Below are 23648 nucleotides of genomic sequence, written 5' to 3'. Positions count from 1 at the left end.
GGGAGGAGGCGGGCTGAGGAAGGGGAGACAGCCTTACGCCCGCAGCGCCCCGATCGCCGCGGCCAGCGCCCCGGGGACGTCTGCGACCAGCTCGTGCCGGCCGTCACGGACGATCTGCCGGCCGCCCACGACTGTGTGCCGGACATCCGCGGCCGACGCCGCGAACACCGCCGTCTCCGCGCCGAGGCGCGGCAGCGGGCCCGCCGTGCGTACGGAGTCCAGGGCCACCGTCGTGAAGTCGGCGAGGGCCCCGCGTTCGATCCGTCCGGCGTCGGTCCAGCCGAGCGCCGCGTGCCCGTCGGACGTGGCGGCGCGCAGCAGGGCCGCCGCCGTCCAGTGGCCCCGGGTGCGCGTGCGCAGCCGCTCGTTCAGCTCCATCGCCCGCGCCTCTTCGAAGAGGTCGATGACGGCGTGGCTGTCCGAGCCCAGCGAGAGCGGCGAGCCCTCCCTCTGGAGGGCGACGGCGGGGCCGATGCCGTCGGCCAGGTCGCGTTCCGTGGTGGGGCACATGCACGTGCCCGTGCCGGAACCGCCGAGCAGGGCGATGTCCTCGTCGGTGAGGTGTGTGTTGTGGACACCCGTGGTGTTCGGGCCGAGCACGCCGTGGTCCGCGAGGAGCCGGGTCGGCGTGCAGCCGTGCGCGGCCAGGCACGCCTCGTTCTCCGCGGTCTGCTCGGAGAGGTGGACGTGCAGGGGCGCGCCGCGCGTCCTCGCCCACTCGGCGACCGTGCCGAGCTGGTCCGCGGGGACGGCCCGCACGGAGTGGATCGCCGCGCCGATGCGGGCGTGGTCGCGGTCCTTGAGGAGCGTGGCCCGCCCGGCCCACGCCTCGGTGGTGCCGTCGGAGAAGCGCCGCTGGTGGCGGTCGGGCTCCTTGCCGAAGCCCGAGGAGACGTACGCCGTGTCGAGGAGCGTGATGCGGATGCCGGCCTCTGCGGCGGCCGCGATCAGGGCCTCGCCCATCGCGTTGGGGTCGTCGTACGGGGTGCCGTCCGGCGCGTGGTGCAGGTAGTGGAACTCGCCGACGGTGGTGATCCCGGCGAGCGCCATCTCCGCGTACACCGCCGTGGCGAGCGCGTGATACGTGTCCGGGGTCAGCCGGTCGGCGACCGAGTACATGACCTCGCGCCATGTCCAGAACGTGCCCGAGCCCACCTGGACGGTGGAGCGCAGGGCGCGGTGGAAGGCGTGGCTGTGGGCGTTGGCCAGGCCGGGGACGGTCAGGCCGCGCAGCACGGTCGCGCCGGGGGGCGGGGTGTCGACGCCGGTGCGCACGTCCGCGATGCGGCCGTCCGACGACACCTCGACGACCACGCCCGGCTCGACCTCCGGGTCGAGCCACGCATGTTCCAGCCAGTACGTCACCTGCACGCCAAGCCCTCCAGTACGTCGGCGAGTGCGTTCACCCCGGCGAGGCAGTCGTCCTCCGCGGCGTGTTCGGCCGGGGAGTGCGAGACGCCCGTGGGGTTGCGCACGAACAGCATGGCGGTCGGCACGGAGTCCGCGAGGATTCCGGCGTCGTGTCCCGCGCCGGTACCGAGGACCGGGACGGTGAGCCGGTCGTCGGTGCCGAGGATGCGGCCGAGTTCGTCGCGCAGCGCGTGGTCGAACTCGACGACCGGCGTGAACGACTCGCGCACGGTCTCCAGGTCGATGCCGTGCGCGTCGGCGTACTCACGGGCCGCCTTCTCGACGGCCGTCACGACCGTGTCGAGGGTCTGCTGGTCGGCGGCGCGGGAGTCGAGCCAGCCGCGGACCAGCGACGGGATGGCGTTGACGCCGTTCGGCTCGACGGAGATCTTGCCGAACGTGGCGACGGCGCCCGCGAGTTCCGCCTCGCGGCGGGCCGCGAGGACGGTCTGCGCGTACGACAGCATCGGGTCGCGGCGGTCCACGAGACGGGTGGTGCCCGCGTGGTTGGCCTCGCCGCGGAAGTCGAAGCGCCAGCGGCCGTGCGGCCAGATCGCGCTCGCTATGCCCACGGCGTCGCCGGACAGGTCCAGGGCGCGGCCCTGCTCCACGTGCAGCTCGACGAAGGCGCCGATGCGCCCGAGTCGCTCGGGGTCGGGGCCGATCGCCTCCGGGTCGTAGCCCGCCCGCTCCATGGCCTGCGGGAGGCTGACGCCGTCGCCGTCCCGCAGCTGCGCCGCCTGCTCGGGGGTGAGCCGGCCCGCGGTGAGGCGGGAGCCGACGCAGGCCAGGCCGAACCGGGCCCCCTCCTCGTCACCGAAGTTGGTGAGAGCGAGGGGGCGGGTGAACTCCGCTCCCCTGCGGCGGAGTTCGTCGAGGGCGGCGAAGGACGACACGACCCCGAGGGGCCCGTCGAACGCGCCGCCGTCCGGCACGGAGTCCAGGTGGGAGCCGGTGACGACGGCGTCCCCGGCGGCCGGGTCACCGAGCCAGGCCCACTGGTTCCCGTTGCGGTCGAGCTCGTAGGTCAGGCCTCGGGACTCGGCCTGCGCCTTGAACCACGCGCGACAGTCGGTGTCCGCCCCGGTCCAGGCAAAGCGGCGGTAGCCGCCGCTCTCGTCGTTGCGGCCGATGGGCGCGAGGTCGCGCCACATCTCGCCGAAGGAAGGACTCGTCACGCGTCGTCACCCTCGCGCATCGGCACCCGGACCCCGCGCTCGGCCGCGACGTCGGCCGCGTGCTCGTAGCCCGCGTCGACGTGGCGGATGACGCCCATCGCCGGGTCGTTGGTGAGGACACGCTCGATCTTCTGCGCGGCGAGCTCGGTGCCGTCGGCGACGCACACCTGGCCGGCGTGGATGGAGCGGCCCATGCCGACGCCGCCGCCGTGGTGGATGGAGACCCAGGAGGCGCCGGAGGCCGTGTTGACCAGGGCGTTGAGCAGCGGCCAGTCGGCGATGGCGTCGGAGCCGTCCTTCATCGCCTCGGTCTCGCGGTACGGGGAGGCGACCGAGCCGGAGTCGAGGTGGTCACGGCCGATGGCGACCGGGGCGGAGAGCTCGCCGGAGGCGACCATCTCGTTGAACTTCAGACCGGCCAGGTGGCGCTCGCCGTAGCCGAGCCAGCAGATACGCGCCGGGAGACCCTCGAAGGCGATCCGCTCGCCGGCCATGTCGATCCAGCGGTGCAGGTGCTTGTTCTCCGGGAACAGCTCCTTGATCGCCTTGTCCGTCTTGGCGATGTCCTCCGGGTCGCCGGACAGGGCGGCCCAGCGGAACGGGCCGAGGCCCTCCTCGAACAGCGGGCGGATGTGCGCCGGGACGAAGCCGGGGAAGTCGAAGGCCCGGTCGTAACCCGCCTTGCGGGCCTCGTCGCGGATGGAGTTGCCGTAGTCGAAGACCTCGGCGCCCTTGTCGAGGAAGCCGACCATGGCCTCCACGTGCAGGCGCATCGACTGGCGGGCCTTGTCGGTGAAGCCGGCCGGGTCGGCCTCGCGCTCCTTGTCCCAGTCCTCGACCGAGATGCCGACGGGCAGGTAGGCCAGCGGGTCGTGGGCGGAGGTCTGGTCGGTGACGATGTCGATCGGGGCCTCGCGGCGCAGCAGCTCCGGGAAGATCTCGGCGGCGTTGCCGACGACGCCGATGGACAGGCCGCGGCGCTCGTCACGGGCCTGGACCGCGAGCTCCAGGGCGTGGTCCAGGTTGTCGGCCTTCACGTCCAGGTACCGGGTGCCGATGCGGCGGTCGATGCGGGTCTCGTCGACGTCGACGCAGATCGCGACGCCCTCGTTCATCGTCACGGCGAGGGGCTGGGCGCCGCCCATGCCGCCGACGCCGGCGGTGAGGGTGATGGTGCCGGCGAGAGTGCCGTCGAACTTCTTGCGGGCGACCGCGCCGAAGGTCTCGTACGTGCCCTGGACGATGCCCTGCGAGCCGATGTAGATCCACGAGCCGGCCGTCATCTGGCCGTACATGGTCAGGCCCTCGGCCTCCAGCTTGCGGAACTCCTCCCAGTTGGCCCAGTCGCCCACCAGGTTGGAGTTGGCGAGCAGCACGCGCGGCGCCCACTCGCTGGTACGCATGACACCGACCGGCTTGCCGGACTGCACGAGGAGGGTCTCGTCCGACTTCAGCGTCTTGAGCGTGCGCACGATCGCGTCGTACGCCTCCCAGGACCGGGCCGCCTTGCCGGTGCCCCCGTAGACGACCAGCTTGTCGGGATACTCGGCGACCTCGGCGTCGAGGTTGTTCATGAGCATCCGGAGGGCGCCCTCCTGCTGCCATCCCAGGGTGTTCAGTTCCGTACCGCGCGGGGCTCGTACGGGGCGGGGTCCTGACATGGCTGCCTCCTAGAAACTGTTGCCGTAGTTATTCACATCCTGGCGTTCTGAATAGACCTAGTCAATACATCTCCGCGGCCGGTTGCCCCACAGTCGTGCCGAACACGGCGAATCCGGGCATTCCGGCAGGCCTCGCGACAGTGCGGGGCGGCAGGTGACGGAGGAGGTCGTCACGGAATCACGGGCGATGCGCCGAAGGCGCGGCCGTGGGCCCCGGAGGAACCCTGAAGGAGGCCCGGAAGATCCCTGGAAGAGGCCTACCGGCAGGCTGTCTCCGGGCAGGCCGGCATGGCCGACTCCCGCGATTATCAGGCCGGTTGGCGGATTTTAGTCGCTCCACGCATGTTCCACTGGAAAATGCCAGAACCCTCACCTGGGCTCCGTACGTTGCGTAGCGTCGTGCACACGGCCGAACGTCACGTACGGGAGGAGTCCGGTGTGCCCGGAATCGACGAGTGCCTGCTGGAAGCCATGCGGCTGCCCGGTGCGCGGGGTGCCTCCGTGGTCGACTGGACCAGCGGGCTCGCCCTCGGCACCGTCGGGGACTCGCCGAACGGGGACCACGAGGCGACCGCCGCGGAGGCCGCCGAGCTGGCCCGGATGACAGCCGAGCACCGCGCCTTCGCGCCCGCCGGCGGCGCCGACTGGTCCGCCGGCGAGCCGCCGGTCGAGGACGTCATCGTCACCAGCCGGGACGGCTATCACGTGCTGCGCTTCGTGCGGACCACGTTCGACAGCAGCGTCTTCCTCCATCTCTGGCTCGACCGGGACCAGGGCAACCTGGCCCTGTCCCGCATCCGGCTCGGCGAGATGGCGGACCGGCTGGTGCTCGGGTGACCGCGACGGCAGCGGCCCGGGCCGAGGGGCGCACCACGGCGCCGGCCGGGGTCTCCCCCATGCTGCGCCGCCTCGCCGAGGAGCGGGCCACCGGTGCCCTGCTGCGCGACCGCGGCACGCTCTACCTCGCCGACGGACAGGTCGTGCACGCCGAGAGCCCCGCGACGCCCGGCATCGACGTCCTGCTCACCACCGGCGGCACCCTGCACCCCGACGGCTGGTGGGAGGCCGTCGACGCGGCCGGGACACGGCAGCGGGTCGGCCGGTACCTCGTGGAGAGCGGCCGGCTCACCGACGGCGCGCTCGAACTGTGCCACCTGGGCGCCCTCTACGACGCCGCGTTCTTCGCCCTCGCGCCCAGCGGCGCCCCGGCCCGCTTCCGCTACGGCGCCGCCCACTGGTTCGGCACCGTCCACCCCGTCTCCGTCGCGTCCGTGGAGGCCGAGACGCTGCGCCGGCGCGAGCTGCTGCACGGCATCCGCCCCGACGCCGCGACCGACACGGCGCCCCTCGAACGGGACGGCGGCGGCCGCCGCCCCGCGGTACCGCCGCGCCAGCGCGCGGTGCTCGCCCTGGTGGACGGGGCGCGCACCGCGGCCGACATCTCCCACGTCCTCGGCAGGCCCGCCTTCCACACCCTGGTGGATCTGCGCAGGCTCGCCGCCGCCGGCCTCGTACGGGCTGCGGCGCCGCGTCCGCTGCCGCCCGCCCCGGCCGTTTCCGCCTGGGCGGGCGCGGCGTCGGCCGACCCGGACGTCGCCCTGTTACGCCGCCTCAGAGACGCGCTGGAGGCCCTGTGAGACGCGCGCTCCGCCAGCGTGCCGAGAGGAGACAGCTGATGACGGCCGAGGCAGAAGTCCTCGAAGAACTGCACCGGTTGAGGGCTCGCATGCCCCGCCTCACGGGTGCGCTCGCGGCGGGTGTCGACGGGCTCGTCCTCGCCCAGGACACCCCCGGCGTGGAGGCCGAGTCCATCGCCGCGCTCACCGCCGCCTCACTCGGCGTGGCCCTGCGCATGGCCGACGCGACGGGGCGCGGCGCCCTCCGCGAACTCCTCGTGCGCGGCACGCACGGCTATGTGGCCACCTACGCGGCCGGCCCGTCAGCCGTCCTGACACTGCTCGCGGACGACCAGGTCAGCGTCGGCCGCCTGCACCTGGAGGGCCGCCGCTCCGGGGCGCGCATCGGCGAACTCGTGGCGGACGTCCTGACACCCGTCGAACCCCGTCCCGCACCCGACCGGCGCCAGCCACGGCCGTCGCCACGGCAACAGCGCCTGCCGACACGCCCCGTACCGCCCCCGTCCGCTTCCTGAACGACTCCACAGCACACGCGTATCCCTCGAAAGGACCGACCATGGCCAACACCGAAGCCGCCCTCAAGGACGCCGTCACCTCGATCGAAGGCGCCACCGCCGCCGCGCTCGTCGACTACACGAGCGGCATGGCGCTCGGCACCATCGGCGGCACCAAGGACTTCGACCTCGAAGTGGCCGCCGCCGGCAACACCGACGTCGTACGGGCGAAGCTCCGCACCATGGAGCACCTCGGCCTCAAGGACGAGATCGAGGACATCCTGATCACGCTCGGCACCCAGTACCACCTGATCCGCCTGCTGTCGGGGCGCTCCGGCAACGGCCTCTTCCTCTACCTGGTCCTCGACAAGAACCGCGCGAACCTGGCGATGGCACGCCACCAGCTGAAGAAGATCGAGGCGGAACTGGACGTCTGAGCCTCCAGGCCCTCCGGCCCACTCAGGGACGACGCCGCGCCGGACGCGCTGCCGGGGCCCTCGTGGGCCTGGAGGGTGCGTGGCTCGCTGCCGTCATCGGCGTCTCGCGCCCGCAGGGTGCCGTCGTAGCCGGCGGAGAAGAGCCGGGCGCTGTTCTCGGTGGCGGGCGGACGGCCTCACGGGACGTCAGTAGCCGCGGCCGGGGTCCACCGCGAGCGCGGGGGTGCGCCCCGCGCGCAGCTCGTCCCAGCAGGCCGCGAAGTCGGTGCACACATCGTCGGGCGCCGTGATGCCCGCGGAGTGCGAGGTCACCACGGTGCGCGGCAGCCGCCACACCGCGGCGTCGGGTGCTGCGGGTTCCTCACGCAGCACGTCGAGCACGGCCGCCCGTACCGTGCCCTCGTCCAGGGCCCCGGCGAGCGCGTCCAGGTCGACGGCGGCGCCGCGACCGGTGTTGAGGAAGGTGGCGCCGCGCATGGCGGCGAACCGCACGGCGCCGAAGTAGTTCTCCGTACCCGCGGTCAGCGGCAGGGCGGACACCACCCAGCGCGCCCGGCCGAGCAGGGCGTCGGCCGTCTCGGCCGTCACCACCTCCGCGCCGTCCGGCAGGGTGCGGGCGGTCCGCGCGACGTTCATCGTGCGGATGCCGCAGCCGCGCAGGAACGCCGCGACACGTTCGCCGATGCGCCCCGCGCCGTAGACCAGCGCGAGCTGTCCCGCCGCGAGTTCGGAGGGGACACGGCGCCATTGCGCGCGCTGCTGCTGCTCCAGGAACGACGGGACGGTCTGGCACTCGGCGAGGATCCAGGCCAGCACGTACTGGGCGATGCGCTCGCTCATGCGGCCCACGGTGCGGGTGAGCAGGGCGCCCTCCGGCCAGGTTCCGGAGGCCAGCAGAGCGTCGACTCCCGCATTGGTGCTGTGGAACCAGAGGAGTTGCCCGTTGCGCAGCGAGTCCGGCAGGTCAGGGCCCACGTGGATGGCGGGCCGACCGGGAGCCTGCGTGGACGCCGCGTCGTGGCGTTCCACGGTACGGCCGGTGATCTTCTCCAGCCCTTCACGCACGGAGTCCGGCAGCGCCGGATCCATCAGGACCACCGCCCGTTCCAGCTCACCGAAGTGCCGCACCGTCCGCCTCCCCTCGCCGCACCACGTTCTGATGGCTCATGAATCTATCGGAAGGGCGGCGAAGTCGATGCCCGGCCGACTTCACTCAGGCGCGGCGCCGTGCCCCGCCGGGCGCCGCGTCCCCCGCGCGCGGGCCGGTCACCCGGTAGCCCTTGACGCGTCCGCCCGCGGGTTCGCCCGCGCGCCGGTCGAGCCAGTCGGCCCGTACCCACAGGAGCCGGTCGTCACGGTGTTCCAGGCGGCCGAGACCGGCCGCCTTCAGGCGCAGGCCGACGCCCGTACCGGCGAGGAGGAGGCCGCCCGCGGCGGGCAGGGCGAAGGCGGAGGCGAGGGCGGTGAGGAAGGCGAGGAGCAGCCACCAGCGGTGACCGCGGCGCCAGTTGCGTACCGTCACCGCGCGGTCCTGGAGCACGTCGTACTTGCCCGCGCGCGACGCCGAGCGCGCCAGACCCGCGTAGCGCTTGCGCCGGACGCCCGCGACCGTGGCCGCCGAGAGCAGGAACAGGGCCGCTCCCACGAGCACGCCGATACGCCGGCCCGTAAGTCCGGGCGGGAGCACTCCGATGCCCGCCGCGCACGCCCCGAGCCACCACAGGGGCCCGGCCCCCGCCCTCACGACCACCGCCACCCGGGCCAGACCCTGCCCACCGCGCGTCGCCACCCCTGCCACCTCCGCACTCCGGCGTCACGTCAACCGGGCGGAGAGTAGCGAGGCAATCTGAGGGCTCTCTGAGAGGCGGCCGTACGAGGGGATCGCGGGGATCGCGCTCCCCCTCAGTCCTCCCAGTCCGAGGAGCCGCGCTCCTTGCGCGACCCGAACCTCGGCATCCCCCGCACCGCGTGCAGCGCGTTCACGCCGACGATGCCTGTCCAGGCGATCAGCAGGCCGGGGAGATCGGCGTTGACGACGGCGATCGCGGACAGCGGGACGGCGAGGACCAGGGAGACGACGCCGAAGCCGAAGCGCTCGCCCCAGGTGTCGCCGTCGCCGCTCGGGGAGCGCGCGCCGCGGGCGACGACCATCTGCTGCTCCGCCAGCTGCCGCCGCACGCGGCGGTCCACGGCACCGTCGAGGCGCTGCTCGACCTTGTCCAGGAACGAGTCGACGAGCGCGGACTCGTACTCTTCGCCGAGTTCCCTGCGCGCGTGCAGGGTGGCGTCGAGTTCCTTCTTGAGTTCGGCGTCACGGGCTTCCATACCGGCCTACGGTACGGAGCGAATCCCGCCGTGACAGTGGGGCTAGCCCCCCTCTTGTCCCTGGGCCGGGCCCTACTCGGCCGCCACCGGCTCACGCAGCGTCCGCTCGGGTATGTGCGCCGTGTTGCGCCGGGCCACGGCCCAGTACAGGACGGCCGGCACCACGAGCCCCACGATCCAGGAGATGTCGGCGCCGCCGAGCGGCTCGACGAGCGGGCCCGTGTAGAAGGCCGTGGCGAGGAACGGGAGCTGCGCGAGGAGCCCGACCGCGTACACGGTGAGCGCGTCCCAGCGCCAGGCCCCGTAGCGCCCGTGCGGGTCGGAGAGGGCCGGGATGTCGTACCGCTCCTTGGAGATCAGGTAGTAGTCGACCAGGTTGATCGCCGACCAGGGCGTGAAGAACGTCAGCAGGAACAGCAGGAAGTCCTTGAAGGACGACAGGAAGCTGTCCTTGCCGACGAGCGCGACCGCCGTGCCCGCGACCATGATCAGTGCGATGTACGCGGCCCTGCCGCGCTGCGAGAGGACCTTCTGGCCGCGGAAGCCGCTGACGCTCGTCACCATCGACATGAAGCCGCCGTACGTGTTGAGCACGTTGATGGTCAGCTTGCCGAGCGCGATCACGAAGTACAGGAACGAGGCGATGATCCCGGCGCCGCCGAGGCCGACCACGTAGCTGACCTGGCCGTCGAGGAACTTCTCGCCCGCGGTCGCCGCGACGAGGACGCCGAACGTCATCGACCACTGCGAGCCGATCGCCGACCCCGACAGCGTCCACCAGAACGTGGCCTTCGCCGACGTCGTGCGGGGCAGATAGCGCGAGTAGTCCGCCACGTACGGGCCGAAGGCGAGCTGCCAGGACGCGGAGAGCGAGATGGCGAGCAGGAACATCGGGGCGTCGAAGTGCGCGTCGTGCAGCAGCGCGGACAGGTCGACCCGGTCCAGGAGCCGGACGCCGAGGTAGACGAAGGCGAGGGCGCACACGACGCTGGCGACCCGGCCGAGCGCGTGGATGACGCGGTAGCCGACGGTCGCCATCGCCCCGGTGACCAGGGCGAACACGACGATACCCGTGGTGTCGCCGGTGTGCGTGAGCTCGCCGACGGCCTGTCCGGCGAGCACGCTGCCGCTCGCGAAGAACCCGACGTACATCAGGATCACCAGGAGCAGCGGGACGACCGCGCCGCGCACGCCGAACTGGGCGCGGGACTGGATCATCTGCGGCAGGCCGAGCCTGGGGCCCTGCGCCGAGTGCAGCGCCATGACGGCGCCGCCCAGCAGGTTGCCGACGACGAGACCGACGAGCGACCAGACCACGTCCCCGCCGAAGACGACGGCGAGTGCGCCCGTCACGACAGCGGTGATCTGGAGGTTCGCGCCGAGCCAGAGCGTGAACTGCGAGAACGCCGTGCCGTGGCGTTCCTCGTCGGGGACTACGTCGATGGAGCGCCGCTCCACGAGTGCTTCGGCCATGATCCGACTCTCCTTCAGCCCTTGCTGATCCCGTGCTGACGCGCGTACGCGTTGGCGACGTCCTCGGGATCCTTCTTGTCCTTGTCCACCTGCCGGTTGAGCTCGGTGAGCTGCTCCGTCGTCAGTACGTTGCCCAGGCGCGCGAGCGCCTTGCGGACCGTCGAGTCGGCCTTGCGGTCGGCGACGAGCGGGACGACGTGCTGGCCGGGGACGAGGTTCTTGGGGTCGGTGAGGACGACCCAGTGGTTGTCGACGATGTCCGTGTCGGTGGTGAAGAGGTTCGCCACGTCGACGTCGCCCTTCTTCAGGGCGCCCTTGACCAGCGGCCCCGACGAGTCGAGGGACTTGAACTCCTTGAACTCGACGCCGTACACGTCCTTCAGGCCGACGGCGCCGACCTGGCGCTTCTTCACCTCGGGGGCGGCACCGATGACGAGCTTGCCGTTGTGCTTCGCCAGGTCGGCGAGCGAGGTCAGCTTGTACTTCCTCGCCGTCTCGCGGGTGACGACGAACGCGTCGGAGTCCTCCGCCAGGCCGTAGGGCAGGATCTGCAGGCCCTTGGGCAGGACGACGGCGAGGGCGTTCTGCATCTCGCCCTCCTCGGTGGCCGTCGACTTCGGGTCGAGGTAGTGCAGGAGGGCGCCCTGGTACTCGGGGAGCAGGTCGATGTCGCCGCCCTTGAGGGCGGGGATGAGGATCTCGCGGGTGCCGAGGTTGGGGCGGACCTTCGTCTTCACACCGGCCGCTTCGAGCGCGGCCGCGTACAGGTAGCCGAGCACCTGGTTCTCGGTGAAGTTGGCGGTGCCGATGGTGACGCCGTTCTTGCTGGAGCCGCCGCCCCCGCCGCCCGAACCCTGGCCGTCGAGAGAGGTGATGCCGCCGCCGCACGCGGCGAGCGCGGGGACGGAAGCTGCGGCGAACAGGCCGCCGAGGACAGTCCTGCGGTTCATCTTGCGTGCTCCTAGGCCGACTTGGCGGGGCGGTGGCGGAAGAGGGCGCGCTGCAGTGCGGAGAGCGCGAGGTCGAGTACGACGGCGACGACCGCCACGAGGACGGCACCGCCGAGCACCTGCACGAGGTCGCGCTGGGCGAGCCCGTCGAAGACGTAGCGGCCGAGGCCGCCGAAGGAGACGTACGCGGCGATGGTCGCCGTCGCGACGACCTGGATCAGGGCGAGCCGCAGGCCCGTCATGATCAGCGGCATCGCGAGCGGCAGCTCCACCTGGAACAGGACCTGGTGGCCGCGCATGCCCTGGCCGCGCGCCGCGTCCCTGACCTCCGGGTCCACGGCGGACATGCCCGCGTACGTGTTGGTGACGATCGACGGGACCGCGAGGGCCACGAGCGCGATGTAGACCGGCCACATGGACAGGCCGCTCGCCAGGAAGACGAGGACGACCAGGCCGACGGTCGGCAGCGCGCGGCCGAAGCTGGACAGGTTGATCGCGAGGAACGCGCCGCGTCCGGTGTGGCCGATGAGCAGGCCGAGCGGCAGCGCGATGACGGCCGCGATGAGCGTGGCGAGCAGTGAGTACTGGAGGTGCTCGGCGAGGCGGTGCCCGATGCCGTCGGGGCCCGCCCACTGGTCGCCGTCGACCAGCCACGCGCCGAGGTTCTTGAAGAGCTCGTACATCTCAGGCACTCCTCCGGCGGCGGGTCCAGGGGGTCAGCACGTACTGCACGGCGACGAGGACCGCGTCCGCGGCGAGCGCGAGGAGCAGGGTCAGCACGACGCCGGCGATGACGGGGGTCGGGAAGTTGCGCTGGAACCCGTCGGTGAACAGCTGGCCGAGCCCGCCGTCGCCGATGTACGTCGCCACGGAGACCAGGGAGATCGCCATGACGGTCGCGATCCGCACCCCTGCCATGATCACCGGCAGGGCGAGGGGCAGCTCGACCGTGAGCAGGGTGCGCAGCGGGCGCGTCCCCATGGCCTTCGCGGCCTCCTTGGTCTTCGCCGGCACCGAGTCGAGGCCCTCGACGGTGTTCCGCAGGAGCACCACGAGCGTGTAGATCGTCAGCCCGATGACCGTGGTGGTGCGGGTGAGGCCGGAGACCGGGAGCAGCAGGACGAACACGGCGATCGACGGGATCGTGAACAGGACGTTCGAGAACCCGAGCAGGAAGCCGCGCAGCGGCTTGACGCGATGGGCGACGACGGCCAGCGGCAGCGAGACGACCAGGCCGAACAGGACGGCGGAGAGCGCTGCCTGCAGGTGCGAGAGCGTGAGCGTGGTGAGGTCGGAGGAGTGCTCCGAGATCCAGGACCAGTCGATGGTCATGAGGCCACGTCCGAGTCCTCGCGGACGGCGGTGTCACCGGTGTCGCCGGCGTCGGTGGCCTCGGGCGCGTCCACGCGGGTGCCGGCGGCTATGTGGGCGAGGCCCGCGCGGTCGTGGATCTCGTCGCGGGACGTGACGCCGGTCAGGACGCCGTCCGCGTCGACCCGGGCCACGAGGCCGCCGGGCGCCGCGATCGACTCGTTCAGCGCCGACAGGAGCGAGTCCGAGTCCCGCAGCGGGCGCACCGGCACCTCGGCGGAGGTGCCCTCGTCGCGCCACAGCAGCGGCTTGCGGGCCGCGTCGAGGACCAGTTCCCAGCCGGTGCCCTCCGGGGCCGGCCCCTGGCCGACGTCCGCGAGCGTGGCCAGGGACAGCAGCTTCAGGCCGCGCTCGGCGCCCAGGAAGTCGGCGACGAAGTCGTCCGCGGGGCGGGCGAGCAGCTCGGCGGGCGGCGCGCACTGGACGAGGTGTCCGCCCGTGCGGAAGACGGCTATCCGGTCGCCGAGCCGTACTGCCTCGTCGATGTCGTGCGTGACGAAGACGATGGTCTTGTTCAGCTCCTGCTGGAGGCGCAGAAGCTCGTCCTGGAGCTGGGTACGCACGACGGGGTCGACCGCGCCGAACGGCTCGTCCATGAGCAGCACCGGCGGGTCGGCGGCGAGCGCGCGGGCCACGCCGACGCGCTGCTGCTGGCCGCCGGAGAGCTGGTGCGGGTAGCGCTTGCCGGCCTCGGCGGCGAGGCCGACGGTCTCCAGGAGCTCGGCCGCCCGCGCCCGCGCCTTGCGCCGGCCCCAGCCGAGCAGGAGCGGCACCGTCGCGATGTTGTCGAGGACGGTGCGGTGCGGGAAGAGACCGGACTGCTGGATGACGTAGCCGATGGAGCGGCGCAGCTCGGCCGCGTCCTGCTCGAGGACGTCACGGCCGCCGACGCGGATGGTGCCGGAGGTCGGGTCGACCATCCGGTTGATCATCCGCAGACTGGTCGTCTTGCCGCAACCGGAGGACCCGACGAAGACGGTCACGCCCCCTTCCGGCATGTCGAGCGTCAGGTCGTGCACTGCCGTCGTGCCGTTCGGGAAGCGTTTGTGGACCGTATCGAACTGGATCATGTGGAGTCCCCTTGCCCGGGCTGCATATCGTCATGCAGAGTTCTCTGTATCTGAATAAGTTGTCAATGCCCCGGCGCACATCGCCAGGTAAATCGCTGGTTAACGCAGCCGAGGAACGAGACAAGACGTCCGGTTGAGGAGGGTTTGGCGCATCATGTCGTCTCACATCGCGGACACCGCGGGTAAGTCCCGAATGAAGGCCGCCCCGGGCCCCATGCCCGTCGTCGTGCTCGACGGACACGGTCTCCCCGTGCCCGACGTCGTACGCCTGGCCGACTCGGCCGCCAGGCCCGTGCCCGGCACCGACGCCATGAAGCGCGTCGAGGAGTCCTGGAACGCCGCCCGCGAGATCGCCGCCTGGGGCCGCGTCTACGGGCGCTCCACCGGCGTCGGCGCGAACCGGAACGAGGACGTGCCCACCGAGGCCGCCGCCGACCACGGCCTGCGCCTGCTCCGCAGCCACGCCGGCGCCATCGGCGACGAGCTGCCCGCACGGCAGGTCCGCGCCATGCTAGCCGTCCGCGCCAATCAGCTCCTCGCCGGCGGCGCGGGGCTGCGCCCCAGCGTCGTCACCGCGCTCTGCGAAGCCCTGGAGACCGGCGCCCACCCCGTCGTCAACGAGTTCGGCTCCGTCGGCACCGGCGACATCGCCGCCCTCGCCCAGATGGGCCTCGCCCTCGCCGGCGAACACCCCTGGCGCGGCGACGGCGCCCCCGACGCCCAGCCCCTCGACAACAACGACGCCCTGGCCCTCATCAGCAGCAACGCCCTCACCCTCGGCCAGTCGGCCCTCGCGCTGAACGAACTGCGCGGCCTGATCTCCGCCACCCAGCTCGTCGCCGCACTCTCCCTGCTGGCCGTCGACGGCTCCTACGAGGCGTACGCCCTGCCCGTCCACGAGGCCCGCCACCACCGCGGCTCGTACGCCGTCGCCGCCCGCATGCGCACGATCCTCGGGGCCCCCGAACGCCCGACCCCGCCCCTCGGCCGCATCCAGGACCCGTACGGCTTCCGCTGCCTCCCCCAGATCCACGGCCCCGCCCAGGACGCCGCCGACGCCCTCGAAGCCGTACTCACCGTCGAGATCAACGCCGCCGCCGAGAACCCCCTCATCTCCCCCCAGGACATGGCCGCCTACCACCACGGCGGCTTCTACATGGCCCAACTCGCCCTGGCGCTCGACCACTTCAGGCTCGCCATCACCCAGGTCGCCCGGCTCTCCACCTCACGCCTGTCCACGCTCAACGAACCGTCCTACACCCGCCTGCGCCCCTTCCTCGCCGACGGCGAGGCCGCCTCCTCGGGCGTGATGATCCTCGAATACGCGGCCGGAGCGGCCCTCGGCGACCTGCGCGCCTTCGCCGCCCCCGCGTCACTCGGCCACGCGGTCCTCTCCCGCGGCGTCGAGGAACAGGCCAGCTTCGCATCCCTCGCCGCCCGCCAGACCCTGCGCATCTGTGAGGCCTACCGCCTCGTGGTCGGCTGCGAACTCGTCGCCGCCGTAAGGGCGTTGCGCCAGCGCGACATGCACCCCGACCCCGAACTCCCGGTCGGCCGCGCCTTCGCCCTCGCGGACTCGGTCCTCGACCAGGACGCCACCGACCGCCCCCTGACGGAAGATGTCACCCTGGCCGCGGCGGGACTCCTGGACAGCTTCACCCGCATCGCCGACGGAACAGACGGACCGGCCGCCACCGCAACAGCCGGATCAGACCGACCTGGGGGGACGGAATGAACGACAGCCCTGCCGCACGACTCCAACAGCTTTTCGAGGTCCACCGCCTGACACCCACTCAGCGCCGCATCGCCCACTGCATGGTGCGCCGCGCCGCCGACGTCCCGTTCCTCTCCTCCGTGGAACTCGCCGAACTCGCGGGAGTCAGCCAGCCCTCCGTCACCCGCTTCGCCGTGGCACTCGGCTTCGACGGCTACCCCGCCCTGCGCAAACACCTGCGCGAGGTGGCCCCCGCCGCACCCGCCACCCCGGCCGCGGCCAACGAGTACCAGCAGGCCGTCGAGGCCGAGATCGAGAACCTGCGCCACCTCGCCCAGCTCCTCGCCGACCCCGCCCCGATCGAACGCGCGGGCCGCCTCCTCGCCGCCTCCCGCCCGCTCCTCGTCCTCGGCCTGCGCGCCGCCGCCTCCCAGTCCTACGGGTTCTCGTACTTCGCGGCGAAGGTCCATCCCGACGTACGGCTCCTCGACGAGGGCGGCACGATGCTCGCGGACCGCGTCGACGCCGCGGTCCGCGCCGGAGCCACCGCGCTCCTCTGCTTCGCGCTCCCCCGCCACCCCAAGGAAGTCGTCGACGCGCTCGCCTACGCCAAGTCGGCCGGCCTCACCGTGATCACCGTCGCCGACTCGGCATTCGCCCCCGTCGCCAAGTACTCGGACCTGCTCCTGCCCGCCGCGGTCGGCGAGGGCCTCGCCTTCGACACGGCGTGCTCACCGATGCTGCTCGGCCGCGTACTCCTGGAAGCGATGTGCGACAACCTGCCCGAGGCGCAGGCCCGCCTGGAGGAATTCGACGTGCGCGCCGCGGAACGGGGCCTGTTCGTCGAATAGAGGAGTGCTCGCAAGAGTGATGCGCGGGGACCGCCGCACCCCCGTGAACGGGGGGCGGGACGACGGCGGTCCCCGCGAAGGACACGGCACCGGGTCAGGACCGGGCCACCGCGTCCGCAGGCGTCCATGGAGGTCCGGGAGCCGCTCCGGAGGTCCTTGACGCCGCTACGGTGCCGGCCTGAGCGGGGAGCCGCTCCCACCCCTGCCGACACCCACCAATGTGCCGGACGCGTGTTAAGCGGGTGCTGCGCGCACGTGTCGCGCTCGTACCGATTGCACGAACCCGCTCCCGTTGCTTCCGGCTACTTCCCGCCGTTCTTCGCGAGGAAGGACAACAGGTCCTGACGGCTGACCACGCCCTTGGGCTTGCCCTCCACCAGGACGATCGCGGCGTCCGCGGAGCCGAGCACGGACATCAGGTCCTCCACCGGCTCGCCCGAGCCGACCTGCGGCAGCGGCTCGGACATGTGCTTCTCCAGCGGGTCGCCGAGCGAGGCGCGCTGCGTGAACAGGGCATCGAGCAGTTCCCGTTCGACGACGGACCCGATGACCTCGGCCGCCATCACGTCCGGGTGGCCGGCGCCCGGCTTCACGATGGGCATCTGTGAGACGCCGTACTCGCGCAGCACCTCGATGGCCTCGCCGACGGTCTCCTCCGGGTGCATGTGGACGAGCGACGGCAGCGCGCCGCCCTCCTTGTCCTGGAGCACGTCGCTCACGCGGGCGCTCGTGCCCGCGTCGGCGAGGAAGCCGTAGTCGGCCATCCATTCGTCATTGAAGATCTTGCTGAGGTAGCCGCGGCCGCTGTCCGGAAGGAGGACCACCACCACGTCCTCCGAGCCGAGGCGTTCCGCCACGCGCAGAGCCGCTACCACCGCCATGCCGCAGGAGCCGCCCACGAGGAGGCCCTCCTCCTTGGCGAGGCGGCGGGTCATCTGGAAGGAGTCCTTGTCGGAGACCGCCACGATCTCGTCCGCGACCGTGCGGTCGTACGCCGTCGGCCAGAAGTCCTCGCCCACGCCCTCCACGAGGTACGGGCGGCCGGAGCCGCCGGAGTACACCGAGCCCTCCGGGTCGGCACCGATGACCTGTACGCGGCCCTCGCTCGCGTCCTTCAGATAGCGGCCGGTGCCGGAGATCGTGCCGCCCGTGCCGACGCCCGCCACGAAGTGCGTGATCCTGCCCTCCGTCTGCTCCCACAGCTCGGGGCCGGTGGAGTGATAGTGCGAGAGGGGGTTGTTGGGGTTGCTGTACTGGTCCGGCTTCCAGGCGCCGGGCGTCTCACGCACGAGCCGGTCGGAGACGTTGTAGTACGAGTCCGGGTGCTCCGGGTCCACGGCCGTCGGGCAGACGACGACCTCCGCGCCGTACGCCCGCAGCACGTTGATCTTGTCCGTGGAGACCTTGTCGGGGCACACGAAGATGCACTTGTACCCCTTCTGCTGGGCCACGATGGCCAGGCCGACGCCCGTGTTGCCGCTGGTCGGCTCCACGATGGTGCCGCCGGGCTTGAGGGCGCCGCTCTCCTCCGCCGCCTCGATCATGCGCAGGGCGATGCGGTCCTTCACCGAACCGCCGGGGTTGAAGTACTCGACCTTGGCCAGGACGGTTGCCTGAATGCCTTCGGTCACGCTGTTGAGCCTCACGAGCGGGGTGTTGCCGACGAGGCTGATCATCGAGTCGTGGAATTGCACCGTTGTCTCCGGGCTGCGATGGATCTGTGAGGGATCCGCGATGTGATGTGCGGTCAGCGTAAGCCGAGTGCCGCTCCTTCACGGCCTGTTGCGATTGGCCGACCGTGCTTACGGGGCAATGACTGGATGTACGGCTGAAAAGGACTACGCAGAGGCAGGTGGCTGCGACGTATGTCGAGGGCGAGGGTGGCACGGCGGATCGCCGCGGGCGCGGCGTACGGCGGCGGCGGTATCGGTCTGGTCGGCGCGGCCGCGGTCGGTCTGTTGATCGCGGAGGTCCAGCTGGCGAAGCGGCAGGTGGGCAACCACAACAGGGGAGGCGTGCAGGTCCCGTCCGCGGACGGTCTCTACGGGAGGGGGTTCGCCGAGCGTCCGGCCGCGGAGGTGGCGGAGACGCAGCCGTTGCGGTTCGCGATGCTGGGTGACTCGACGGCGGCGGGGCAGGGCGTGCACCGGGCCCGGCAGACGCCGGGCGCGCTGCTCGCCTCGGGACTCTCGGCGGTGGCCGAGCGGCCGGTGGAGCTGCGCAACGTGGCGCTGCCGGGCGCCAGGTCCGACGACCTGGACCGTCAGGTCGCGGTGATCCTCTCGGATCCGGACTGGGTCCCCGACGTGTGCGTCGTGATGATCGGCGCGAACGACGTGACGCACCGGATGCCGGCGACCCGGTCGGTGCGCCATCTGTCGGCGGCGGTGCGCAGGCTGCGTACGGCGGGTGCGGAGGTGGTCGTGGGGACGTGCCCGGATCTGGGCACGATCGAGCCGGTGAACCAGCCGCTGCGGTATCTGGCCCGGCGGGCCTCGCGGCAGCTGGCGGCGGCGCAGACGATCGGCGCGGTGGAGCAGGGCGGGCGCACGGTGTCGCTGGGCGACCTGCTCGGCCCGGAGTTCCAGGCGAACCCGCGGGAGCTGTTCGGTCCCGACAACTTCCACCCGTCGGCGGAGGGGTATGCGACGGCGGCGATGGCGGTGCTGCCGACGCTGTGCGCGTCGCTGGGGCTGTGGCCGGAGGAGGAGCGTCCGGACGTGTCGCGGCGCGAGGGTTTCCTGCCGGTGGCCAGGGCTGCGGCCCAGGCGGCCGAAGAGGGCGGCACGGAGGTGACGGCGGCGATGCCGACGGGTCCCAGGGGGCCGTGGGCTTTGCTGAAGCGTCGCAGGCGCCGGCGTCTGACGACTCAGGACCCGACACCGCTGAACATCTAGGGCCCCGGCACCCCCGAGCAGGGCTCCCCCTACCCCGGAGGAGCCCTGAGCAAGCGCTTAGAAAAATGCGGTGGGAGTCACACGCGCACACCGGTGACCCGGACAGTACGTAAAGGTAACTTCCCAGCTGGTAGGCGAATAGCTCGTACGCGTAGACCTCTTGGAGCCGTGATGCCCGAAGCCGTGATCGTCTCGACCGCCCGCTCTCCCATCGGCCGCGCCTTCAAGGGGTCCCTCAAGGACCTGCGCCCGGACGATCTGACCGCCACGATCGTCCAGGCCGCGCTGGCCAAGGTCCCCGAGCTCGACCCGCGGGACATCGACGACCTGATGCTCGGCTGCGGTCTGCCCGGCGGCGAGCAGGGCAACAACCTGGGCCGCATCGTGGCCGTGCAGATGGGCATGGACCACCTGCCGGGATGTACGGTCACCCGCTACTGCTCCTCGTCGCTGCAGACCAGCCGCATGGCGCTGCACGCGATCAAGGCCGGCGAGGGTGACGTCTTCATCTCGGCCGGTGTCGAGATGGTGTCGCGCTTCGTGAAGGGCAACTCGGACTCGCTGCCGGACACGCACAACCCGCTGTTCGCCGAGGCGGAGGCCCGTACGGCCGCCGTCGCCGAGTCCGAGGGCGCCTCGTGGCACGACCCCCGCGCAGACGGTCTCGTCCCGGACGCGTACATCGCGATGGGCCAGACCGCCGAGAACCTGGCGCGGACGAAGGGCGTCACGCGCGCGGACATGGACGCGTTCGGTGTGCGTTCGCAGAACCTGGCCGAGCAGGCCATCAAGAACGGCTTCTGGGAGCGGGAGATCACCCCGGTCACCACCCCCGACGGCACGGTCGTCTCGCAGGACGACGGTCCGCGCGCGGGTGTCACCCTGGAGGGCGTCTCGGGCCTGAAGCCGGTGTTCCGCCCCGACGGCATGGTCACGGCGGCGAACTGCTGCCCGCTCAACGACGGCGCCGCGGCCCTTGTGATCATGTCCGACACGAAGGCCCGCGAGCTCGGTCTGACGCCGCTCGCCCGCATCGTCTCCACCGGCGTCTCGGGCCTGTCCCCCGAGATCATGGGCCTCGGCCCGGTCGAGGCGTCGAAGCAGGCGCTGAAGCGTGCCGGGCTCGGCATCGGCGACATCGACCTGGTCGAGATCAACGAGGCGTTCGCCGCGCAGGTCATCCCCTCCGCGCGTGACCTCGGCATCGACGAGGACAAGCTGAACATCAACGGTGGCGCGATCGCCGTGGGCCACCCCTTCGGCATGACGGGCGCCCGCATCACCGGCACCCTGATCAACAGCCTCCAGTTCCACGACAAGCAGTTCGGTCTGGAGACCATGTGCGTCGGCGGCGGCCAGGGCATGGCGATGGTCATCGAGCGCCTCAGCTGAACCGGGTGACCCAGGAGGCGGGGTTGCGCCTCTGCTGAATCGTGATCCAATCTCCCCCAGGATGTGACGTATCTCCTGGGGGAGACGGTTTTTGCAGGTCAGCAGGGCTCTCGGGGCATAACACCCCTAAACACCCGCCCAAAACACCTGTCCATTTCGTGACGTAATGCACTGACAGCGGGATGGTCCAGGCTTCAAGCTGATGTAGGAAGTCGGGGGTCGACTTGAAACCGGGAGTACGTCAGTGAGCGCCATGCCTCTTGCTTTGCTCATCGCCACGGCCGCCGCCACGGCCGTGGGCGCCGCTGCCCTGCACACCGTCCACGGACTGCGCAGGCAGATCACCGAACTGCGGGACGAGCTCGCCCATGACCGCGCCATCGGCGCCGGTCGTGGCGTGCCCGCCGCGCGCACCACGCCCGACACCGAGGAGATACGCGCGGCCGTCGCCGACGCCCTCGCCGAGGAGCGGGAGCGCGAGCTCGCCGAAGCGCGTGCCTTCTGGGCCGCGCAGGAGGCGCGGGACGCCTCCGACGCACCGTCCATGCTCGGTGGCGCGCTGGGACTCGGTGACGATCTGTTCATGCCGCGCCAGGCCGATTTCGCGGGCCTGGAGCCGGGTCTCGCGGCGGGCCTGGAGCCCGTGGTGGAGCCGGCCGACGCGGGCGCGGACGAGTTTGCGGGGGAGTCCGCGGAGCTCGCGGCCGCCCGTCGCCGTCACCCCTCGCACCCCGACTTCGTGCCGGTGCAGTCGCCCGTCTCGGGCGGGAGCAGCGACCACGAGCGGACGGTGGCGTGTCTGGAGGAGCTGGCCGACGCCCGCACCGCGCTCGCCGATGTGCGCCCGGGTCCGCTCGGCACGCTCGACGTGTACGTCTTCGTGGACGGCACGACGCTCTGCATGACGCCCGGCCACCGCGAGACCGCGGAGCAGCTGGCCGCGGCGCTGCGCGAGGGCGAGTCCCCCGTGCTGCTCGGCGGCTCGGGTGTCTCGGGCGCGTACGCGCTCACGTTCGCCTGCGGCCGCGACAACGTCTACATCCTGGCCGACCGGGTCATCGCGTCCGTCTGAGGGCCCCGCTCCGCTTCCACGTCCACACATCGAAGAACGCGCCGGGTCGGCTCACACCCCGGCGCGTTTTTGTGCCTCCTCCACGAGGGTGAGCGCCTCGCCCAGCTGGACGGGGTTCTCAAGGACGACGGACAGGTCGCGTGCGGCGACGGTGATCTGGTCGGCCCCGGCGAACATCCCGGCGTCCGGCATCTCCCGTACGGGTCCCTCGGGGTCCTCCAGGCGCTGCGCCCATGCGGACAGTTCCCTGGCGAGGGCGAGCGCCTCGGCGGCGGCCCCCCGCTGGAGCCTGCTCTGCGGAGCGGCGCGCAGCCGGTCGGCGAATCGGTCCACTGCGTCCGTCAACGGCGTCGTATCGAGCATGCCGCGACCCTATGCGCCTTCCCTCGACTGTTGCCAACAACCGAACGCTCAGGCACGGTGGCCTGAAGGACCGGCTACATCGCAATGCGTCCGGAGGCGCCGATGTCCCAAGTGTTCTCGCAGGAGACCCACCAGAATCTGCTGGCTCGCATCCCCCACTGCACCGGTCGTGAGATCTCCGACTGGCTGCGCACCGTCGAGGAAGGCCCGTGCTTCCTCCGCTTCGAAGACAAGGTCAGCTGGCTGCGCGGGGAGCACGACCTCGCGTACGGCCATGCCAAGGCGATCATCCATGAGTACGACCTGCGGCGGGCCGCCCGCCGCCTGGGCTGAGCGTTCCACCCCCGACCCGACCGTCCCCACGACAGCCGCACGCATGAAAGGGCCCGCACACCGTAGGTGTGCGGGCCCTTTCAGACACTGCTGCCGACCGGTCAGTCGTTGCCCTGCAGGATCGCGATGAGGCGCAGGAACTCGAGGTAGATCCAGACCAGCGTCATCGTGAGGCCGAAGGCCGCGAGCCAGGCCTCCTCGCGCGGGGCGCCGTACGCGATGCCGTCCTCGACCTGCTTGAAGTCGAGAGCGAGGAAGCACGCGCCGAGCAGCACGCCGATGACGCCGAAGAGGATGCCGAGGCCGCCGCTGCGGAAGCCGAGGCCGTCACCGCCGCCGAAGACGGCGAACAGCAGGTTCACCGCCATGAGCAGGATGAAGCCCATGGCCGCGGCCATCACGAAGCCGTAGAACCGGCGGTTGACGCGGATCCAGCCCGCCTTGTACGCGACGAGGACGGCCACGAAGACCGCCATCGTGCCGAGCACGGCCTGCATGGCCGCGCCGCTCGCGATGTAGTTGTCGACGATGCTCGACAGGACGCCGAGGAAGACACCCTCGAGCGCCGCGTACGCGAGGATCAGCGGCGGGGACGCCTTGCGCTTGAACGCCTGGACGAAGCCGAGCACCATCGCGATGAGGCCTGCGCCGATCGCGATGCCGTACGACTTGTTGACGTTCGCGGCGTCGACCGGCAGCAGCGCCCAGGCGAGCGCGGCCGTCACGACGAGGACGCCGAGTGTGGTGGCGGTGCGCATGACGACGTCGTCCATCGTCATGCGGCCGGTGGTGGCCGGGGCCTGCGGCGGAGCGCCGTACTGCAGGTCCTGCTGGGCGTAGGGGTTCTGCGCGTACGGGTTGTTGCCGGCGTAGGGGTTGCCCTGGGTGCCGACTGCGGGTCCCCCGGCCTGCGGCTGCGCGTTGAAGCTCGCGTAGCCGTTGTCACGGCTGAACCCCCGTCGCGAGAAGACCGGGTTACTGCTCCTCATCTCACTCCTCCATGGCCACCCTGCGCGGCCT

The 23648-nt window shown here is 71.7% G+C and carries 24 protein-coding genes; 10 read left to right on the top strand and 14 right to left on the bottom strand.

Annotated elements, in window-relative coordinates; all coding sequences use genetic code 11:
• Nucleotides 1–33: 33 nt before the first annotated feature.
• The 3 genes from ACZ67T_RS13225 to hutU are packed head-to-tail and all read right to left on the bottom strand — an operon-like array spanning nucleotide 34 to nucleotide 4249.
• Complete coding sequence (locus tag ACZ67T_RS13225; protein WP_469983696.1) at nucleotides 34–1371, bottom strand: formimidoylglutamate deiminase; 1338 nt, start codon at nucleotides 1369–1371, stop codon at nucleotides 34–36.
• Complete coding sequence (locus ACZ67T_RS13220; RefSeq protein WP_469983790.1) at nucleotides 1362–2564, bottom strand: allantoate amidohydrolase; 1203 nt, start codon at nucleotides 2562–2564, stop codon at nucleotides 1362–1364. The genes ACZ67T_RS13225 and ACZ67T_RS13220 overlap by 10 nt, the downstream gene beginning before the upstream one ends.
• A gap of 20 nt (nucleotides 2565–2584) precedes the next feature.
• On the bottom strand, nucleotides 2585–4249 hold the full coding sequence (gene hutU, locus ACZ67T_RS13215) for a urocanate hydratase (RefSeq protein ID WP_469983694.1): 1665 nt from the start codon (nucleotides 4247–4249) through the stop codon (nucleotides 2585–2587).
• Between the two features lie 438 nt (nucleotides 4250–4687).
• Between hutU and ACZ67T_RS13210 the strand changes: the two genes are divergently transcribed.
• From ACZ67T_RS13210 to ACZ67T_RS13195, 4 genes are read left to right on the top strand one after another with little or no spacing between them, the layout of a single operon-like run.
• Nucleotides 4688–5086: a hypothetical protein gene (locus ACZ67T_RS13210; RefSeq protein WP_453718971.1), complete on the top strand. Its 399-nt coding sequence runs from the start codon at nucleotides 4688–4690 to the stop codon at nucleotides 5084–5086.
• Complete coding sequence (locus ACZ67T_RS13205; RefSeq protein ID WP_469983692.1) at nucleotides 5083–5886, top strand: transcriptional regulator; 804 nt, start codon at nucleotides 5083–5085, stop codon at nucleotides 5884–5886. The genes ACZ67T_RS13210 and ACZ67T_RS13205 overlap by 4 nt, the downstream gene beginning before the upstream one ends.
• 38 nt (nucleotides 5887–5924) lie before the next feature.
• A complete protein-coding gene (locus tag ACZ67T_RS13200) occupies nucleotides 5925–6401 on the top strand; it encodes a roadblock/LC7 domain-containing protein (RefSeq protein ID WP_469983690.1) in 477 nt (158 codons plus the stop codon).
• 41 nt (nucleotides 6402–6442) lie between these two features.
• A complete protein-coding gene (locus ACZ67T_RS13195) occupies nucleotides 6443–6817 on the top strand; it encodes a roadblock/LC7 domain-containing protein (protein ID WP_469983688.1) in 375 nt (124 codons plus the stop codon).
• A gap of 186 nt (nucleotides 6818–7003) precedes the next feature.
• On the opposite strand, the gene ACZ67T_RS13190 is transcribed toward ACZ67T_RS13195, so the two are convergent.
• From ACZ67T_RS13190 to ACZ67T_RS13155, 8 genes are all read right to left on the bottom strand, one after another.
• On the bottom strand, nucleotides 7004–7906 hold the full coding sequence (locus ACZ67T_RS13190) for an NAD(P)-dependent oxidoreductase (RefSeq protein ID WP_469983789.1): 903 nt from the start codon (nucleotides 7904–7906) through the stop codon (nucleotides 7004–7006).
• A 124-nt stretch (nucleotides 7907–8030) separates the two neighbouring features.
• Nucleotides 8031–8606: a hypothetical protein gene (locus tag ACZ67T_RS13185; RefSeq protein WP_469983686.1), complete on the bottom strand. Its 576-nt coding sequence runs from the start codon at nucleotides 8604–8606 to the stop codon at nucleotides 8031–8033.
• A 113-nt stretch (nucleotides 8607–8719) separates the two neighbouring features.
• Nucleotides 8720–9142 carry a hypothetical protein gene (locus tag ACZ67T_RS13180; protein WP_469983684.1) on the bottom strand — a complete coding sequence of 141 codons (423 nt, stop codon included), beginning with the start codon at nucleotides 9140–9142 and terminating at the stop codon, nucleotides 8720–8722.
• A 72-nt stretch (nucleotides 9143–9214) separates the two neighbouring features.
• Entirely contained in the window at nucleotides 9215–10615 is a 1401-nt protein-coding gene (locus ACZ67T_RS13175; protein ID WP_469983682.1) for a purine-cytosine permease family protein, read from the bottom strand.
• Between the two features lie 14 nt (nucleotides 10616–10629).
• Entirely contained in the window at nucleotides 10630–11565 is a 936-nt protein-coding gene (locus ACZ67T_RS13170) for an ABC transporter substrate-binding protein (RefSeq protein ID WP_469983680.1), read from the bottom strand.
• An 11-nt stretch (nucleotides 11566–11576) separates the two neighbouring features.
• Complete coding sequence (locus ACZ67T_RS13165) at nucleotides 11577–12248, bottom strand: ABC transporter permease (protein WP_100597925.1); 672 nt, start codon at nucleotides 12246–12248, stop codon at nucleotides 11577–11579.
• A 1-nt stretch (nucleotide 12249) separates the two neighbouring features.
• Nucleotides 12250–12897 (bottom strand): ABC transporter permease, encoded by a 648-nt coding sequence (locus tag ACZ67T_RS13160; RefSeq protein WP_469983678.1) that lies wholly within the window; start codon nucleotides 12895–12897, stop codon nucleotides 12250–12252.
• Nucleotides 12894–14006, bottom strand: coding sequence for an ABC transporter ATP-binding protein (locus tag ACZ67T_RS13155; RefSeq protein WP_469983677.1), 1113 nt, complete (start codon nucleotides 14004–14006; stop codon nucleotides 12894–12896). Before ACZ67T_RS13155 ends, ACZ67T_RS13160 begins: the two co-directional genes overlap by 4 nt.
• Before the next feature lie 154 nt (nucleotides 14007–14160).
• Between ACZ67T_RS13155 and ACZ67T_RS13150 the strand changes: the two genes are divergently transcribed.
• A complete protein-coding gene (locus ACZ67T_RS13150; protein WP_469983675.1) occupies nucleotides 14161–15741 on the top strand; it encodes an aromatic amino acid ammonia-lyase in 1581 nt (526 codons plus the stop codon).
• Nucleotides 15738–16571 carry a MurR/RpiR family transcriptional regulator gene (locus tag ACZ67T_RS13145; RefSeq protein ID WP_469983673.1) on the top strand — a complete coding sequence of 278 codons (834 nt, stop codon included), beginning with the start codon at nucleotides 15738–15740 and terminating at the stop codon, nucleotides 16569–16571. The genes ACZ67T_RS13150 and ACZ67T_RS13145 overlap by 4 nt, the downstream gene beginning before the upstream one ends.
• A 302-nt stretch (nucleotides 16572–16873) precedes the next feature.
• Here the strand turns inward: ACZ67T_RS13145 and ACZ67T_RS13140 are convergent, their stop codons facing one another.
• A complete protein-coding gene (locus tag ACZ67T_RS13140) occupies nucleotides 16874–18265 on the bottom strand; it encodes a cystathionine beta-synthase (protein WP_469983671.1) in 1392 nt (463 codons plus the stop codon).
• 171 nt (nucleotides 18266–18436) lie between these two features.
• Between ACZ67T_RS13140 and ACZ67T_RS13135 the strand changes: the two genes are divergently transcribed.
• The 3 genes from ACZ67T_RS13135 to ACZ67T_RS13125 all read left to right on the top strand — a co-directional run bounded on the left by ACZ67T_RS13135 (nucleotide 18437) and on the right by ACZ67T_RS13125 (nucleotide 21932).
• Nucleotides 18437–19468 carry an SGNH/GDSL hydrolase family protein gene (locus ACZ67T_RS13135; protein ID WP_469983669.1) on the top strand — a complete coding sequence of 344 codons (1032 nt, stop codon included), beginning with the start codon at nucleotides 18437–18439 and terminating at the stop codon, nucleotides 19466–19468.
• Nucleotides 19469–19639: 171 nt separating this feature from the next.
• On the top strand, nucleotides 19640–20860 hold the full coding sequence (locus tag ACZ67T_RS13130; RefSeq protein WP_469983667.1) for an acetyl-CoA C-acetyltransferase: 1221 nt from the start codon (nucleotides 19640–19642) through the stop codon (nucleotides 20858–20860).
• Nucleotides 20861–21113: 253 nt separating this feature from the next.
• The gene (locus tag ACZ67T_RS13125; RefSeq protein ID WP_454402292.1) at nucleotides 21114–21932 is read left to right on the top strand and encodes a hypothetical protein; all 819 of its coding nucleotides are present in this window, start codon (nucleotides 21114–21116) and stop codon (nucleotides 21930–21932) included.
• A 51-nt stretch (nucleotides 21933–21983) separates the two neighbouring features.
• Here ACZ67T_RS13125 and ACZ67T_RS13120 read toward each other — a convergent pair whose 3' ends face one another.
• The gene (locus ACZ67T_RS13120; protein WP_469983665.1) at nucleotides 21984–22295 is read right to left on the bottom strand and encodes a hypothetical protein; all 312 of its coding nucleotides are present in this window, start codon (nucleotides 22293–22295) and stop codon (nucleotides 21984–21986) included.
• 102 nt (nucleotides 22296–22397) lie between these two features.
• Between ACZ67T_RS13120 and ACZ67T_RS13115 the strand changes: the two genes are divergently transcribed.
• A complete protein-coding gene (locus ACZ67T_RS13115) occupies nucleotides 22398–22628 on the top strand; it encodes a DUF4287 domain-containing protein (protein WP_199842040.1) in 231 nt (76 codons plus the stop codon).
• Nucleotides 22629–22729: 101 nt separating this feature from the next.
• On the opposite strand, the gene ACZ67T_RS13110 is transcribed toward ACZ67T_RS13115, so the two are convergent.
• Nucleotides 22730–23617 carry a Bax inhibitor-1/YccA family protein gene (locus ACZ67T_RS13110; protein ID WP_469983663.1) on the bottom strand — a complete coding sequence of 296 codons (888 nt, stop codon included), beginning with the start codon at nucleotides 23615–23617 and terminating at the stop codon, nucleotides 22730–22732.
• Nucleotides 23618–23648: the final 31 nt, after the last annotated feature.

The sequence above is a fragment of the Streptomyces sp. NPDC107517 genome (genome assembly GCF_055582645.1).
Note: the sequence above shows the minus strand (reverse complement) of the source record. Positions and strands in the feature narration are given on the sequence as shown.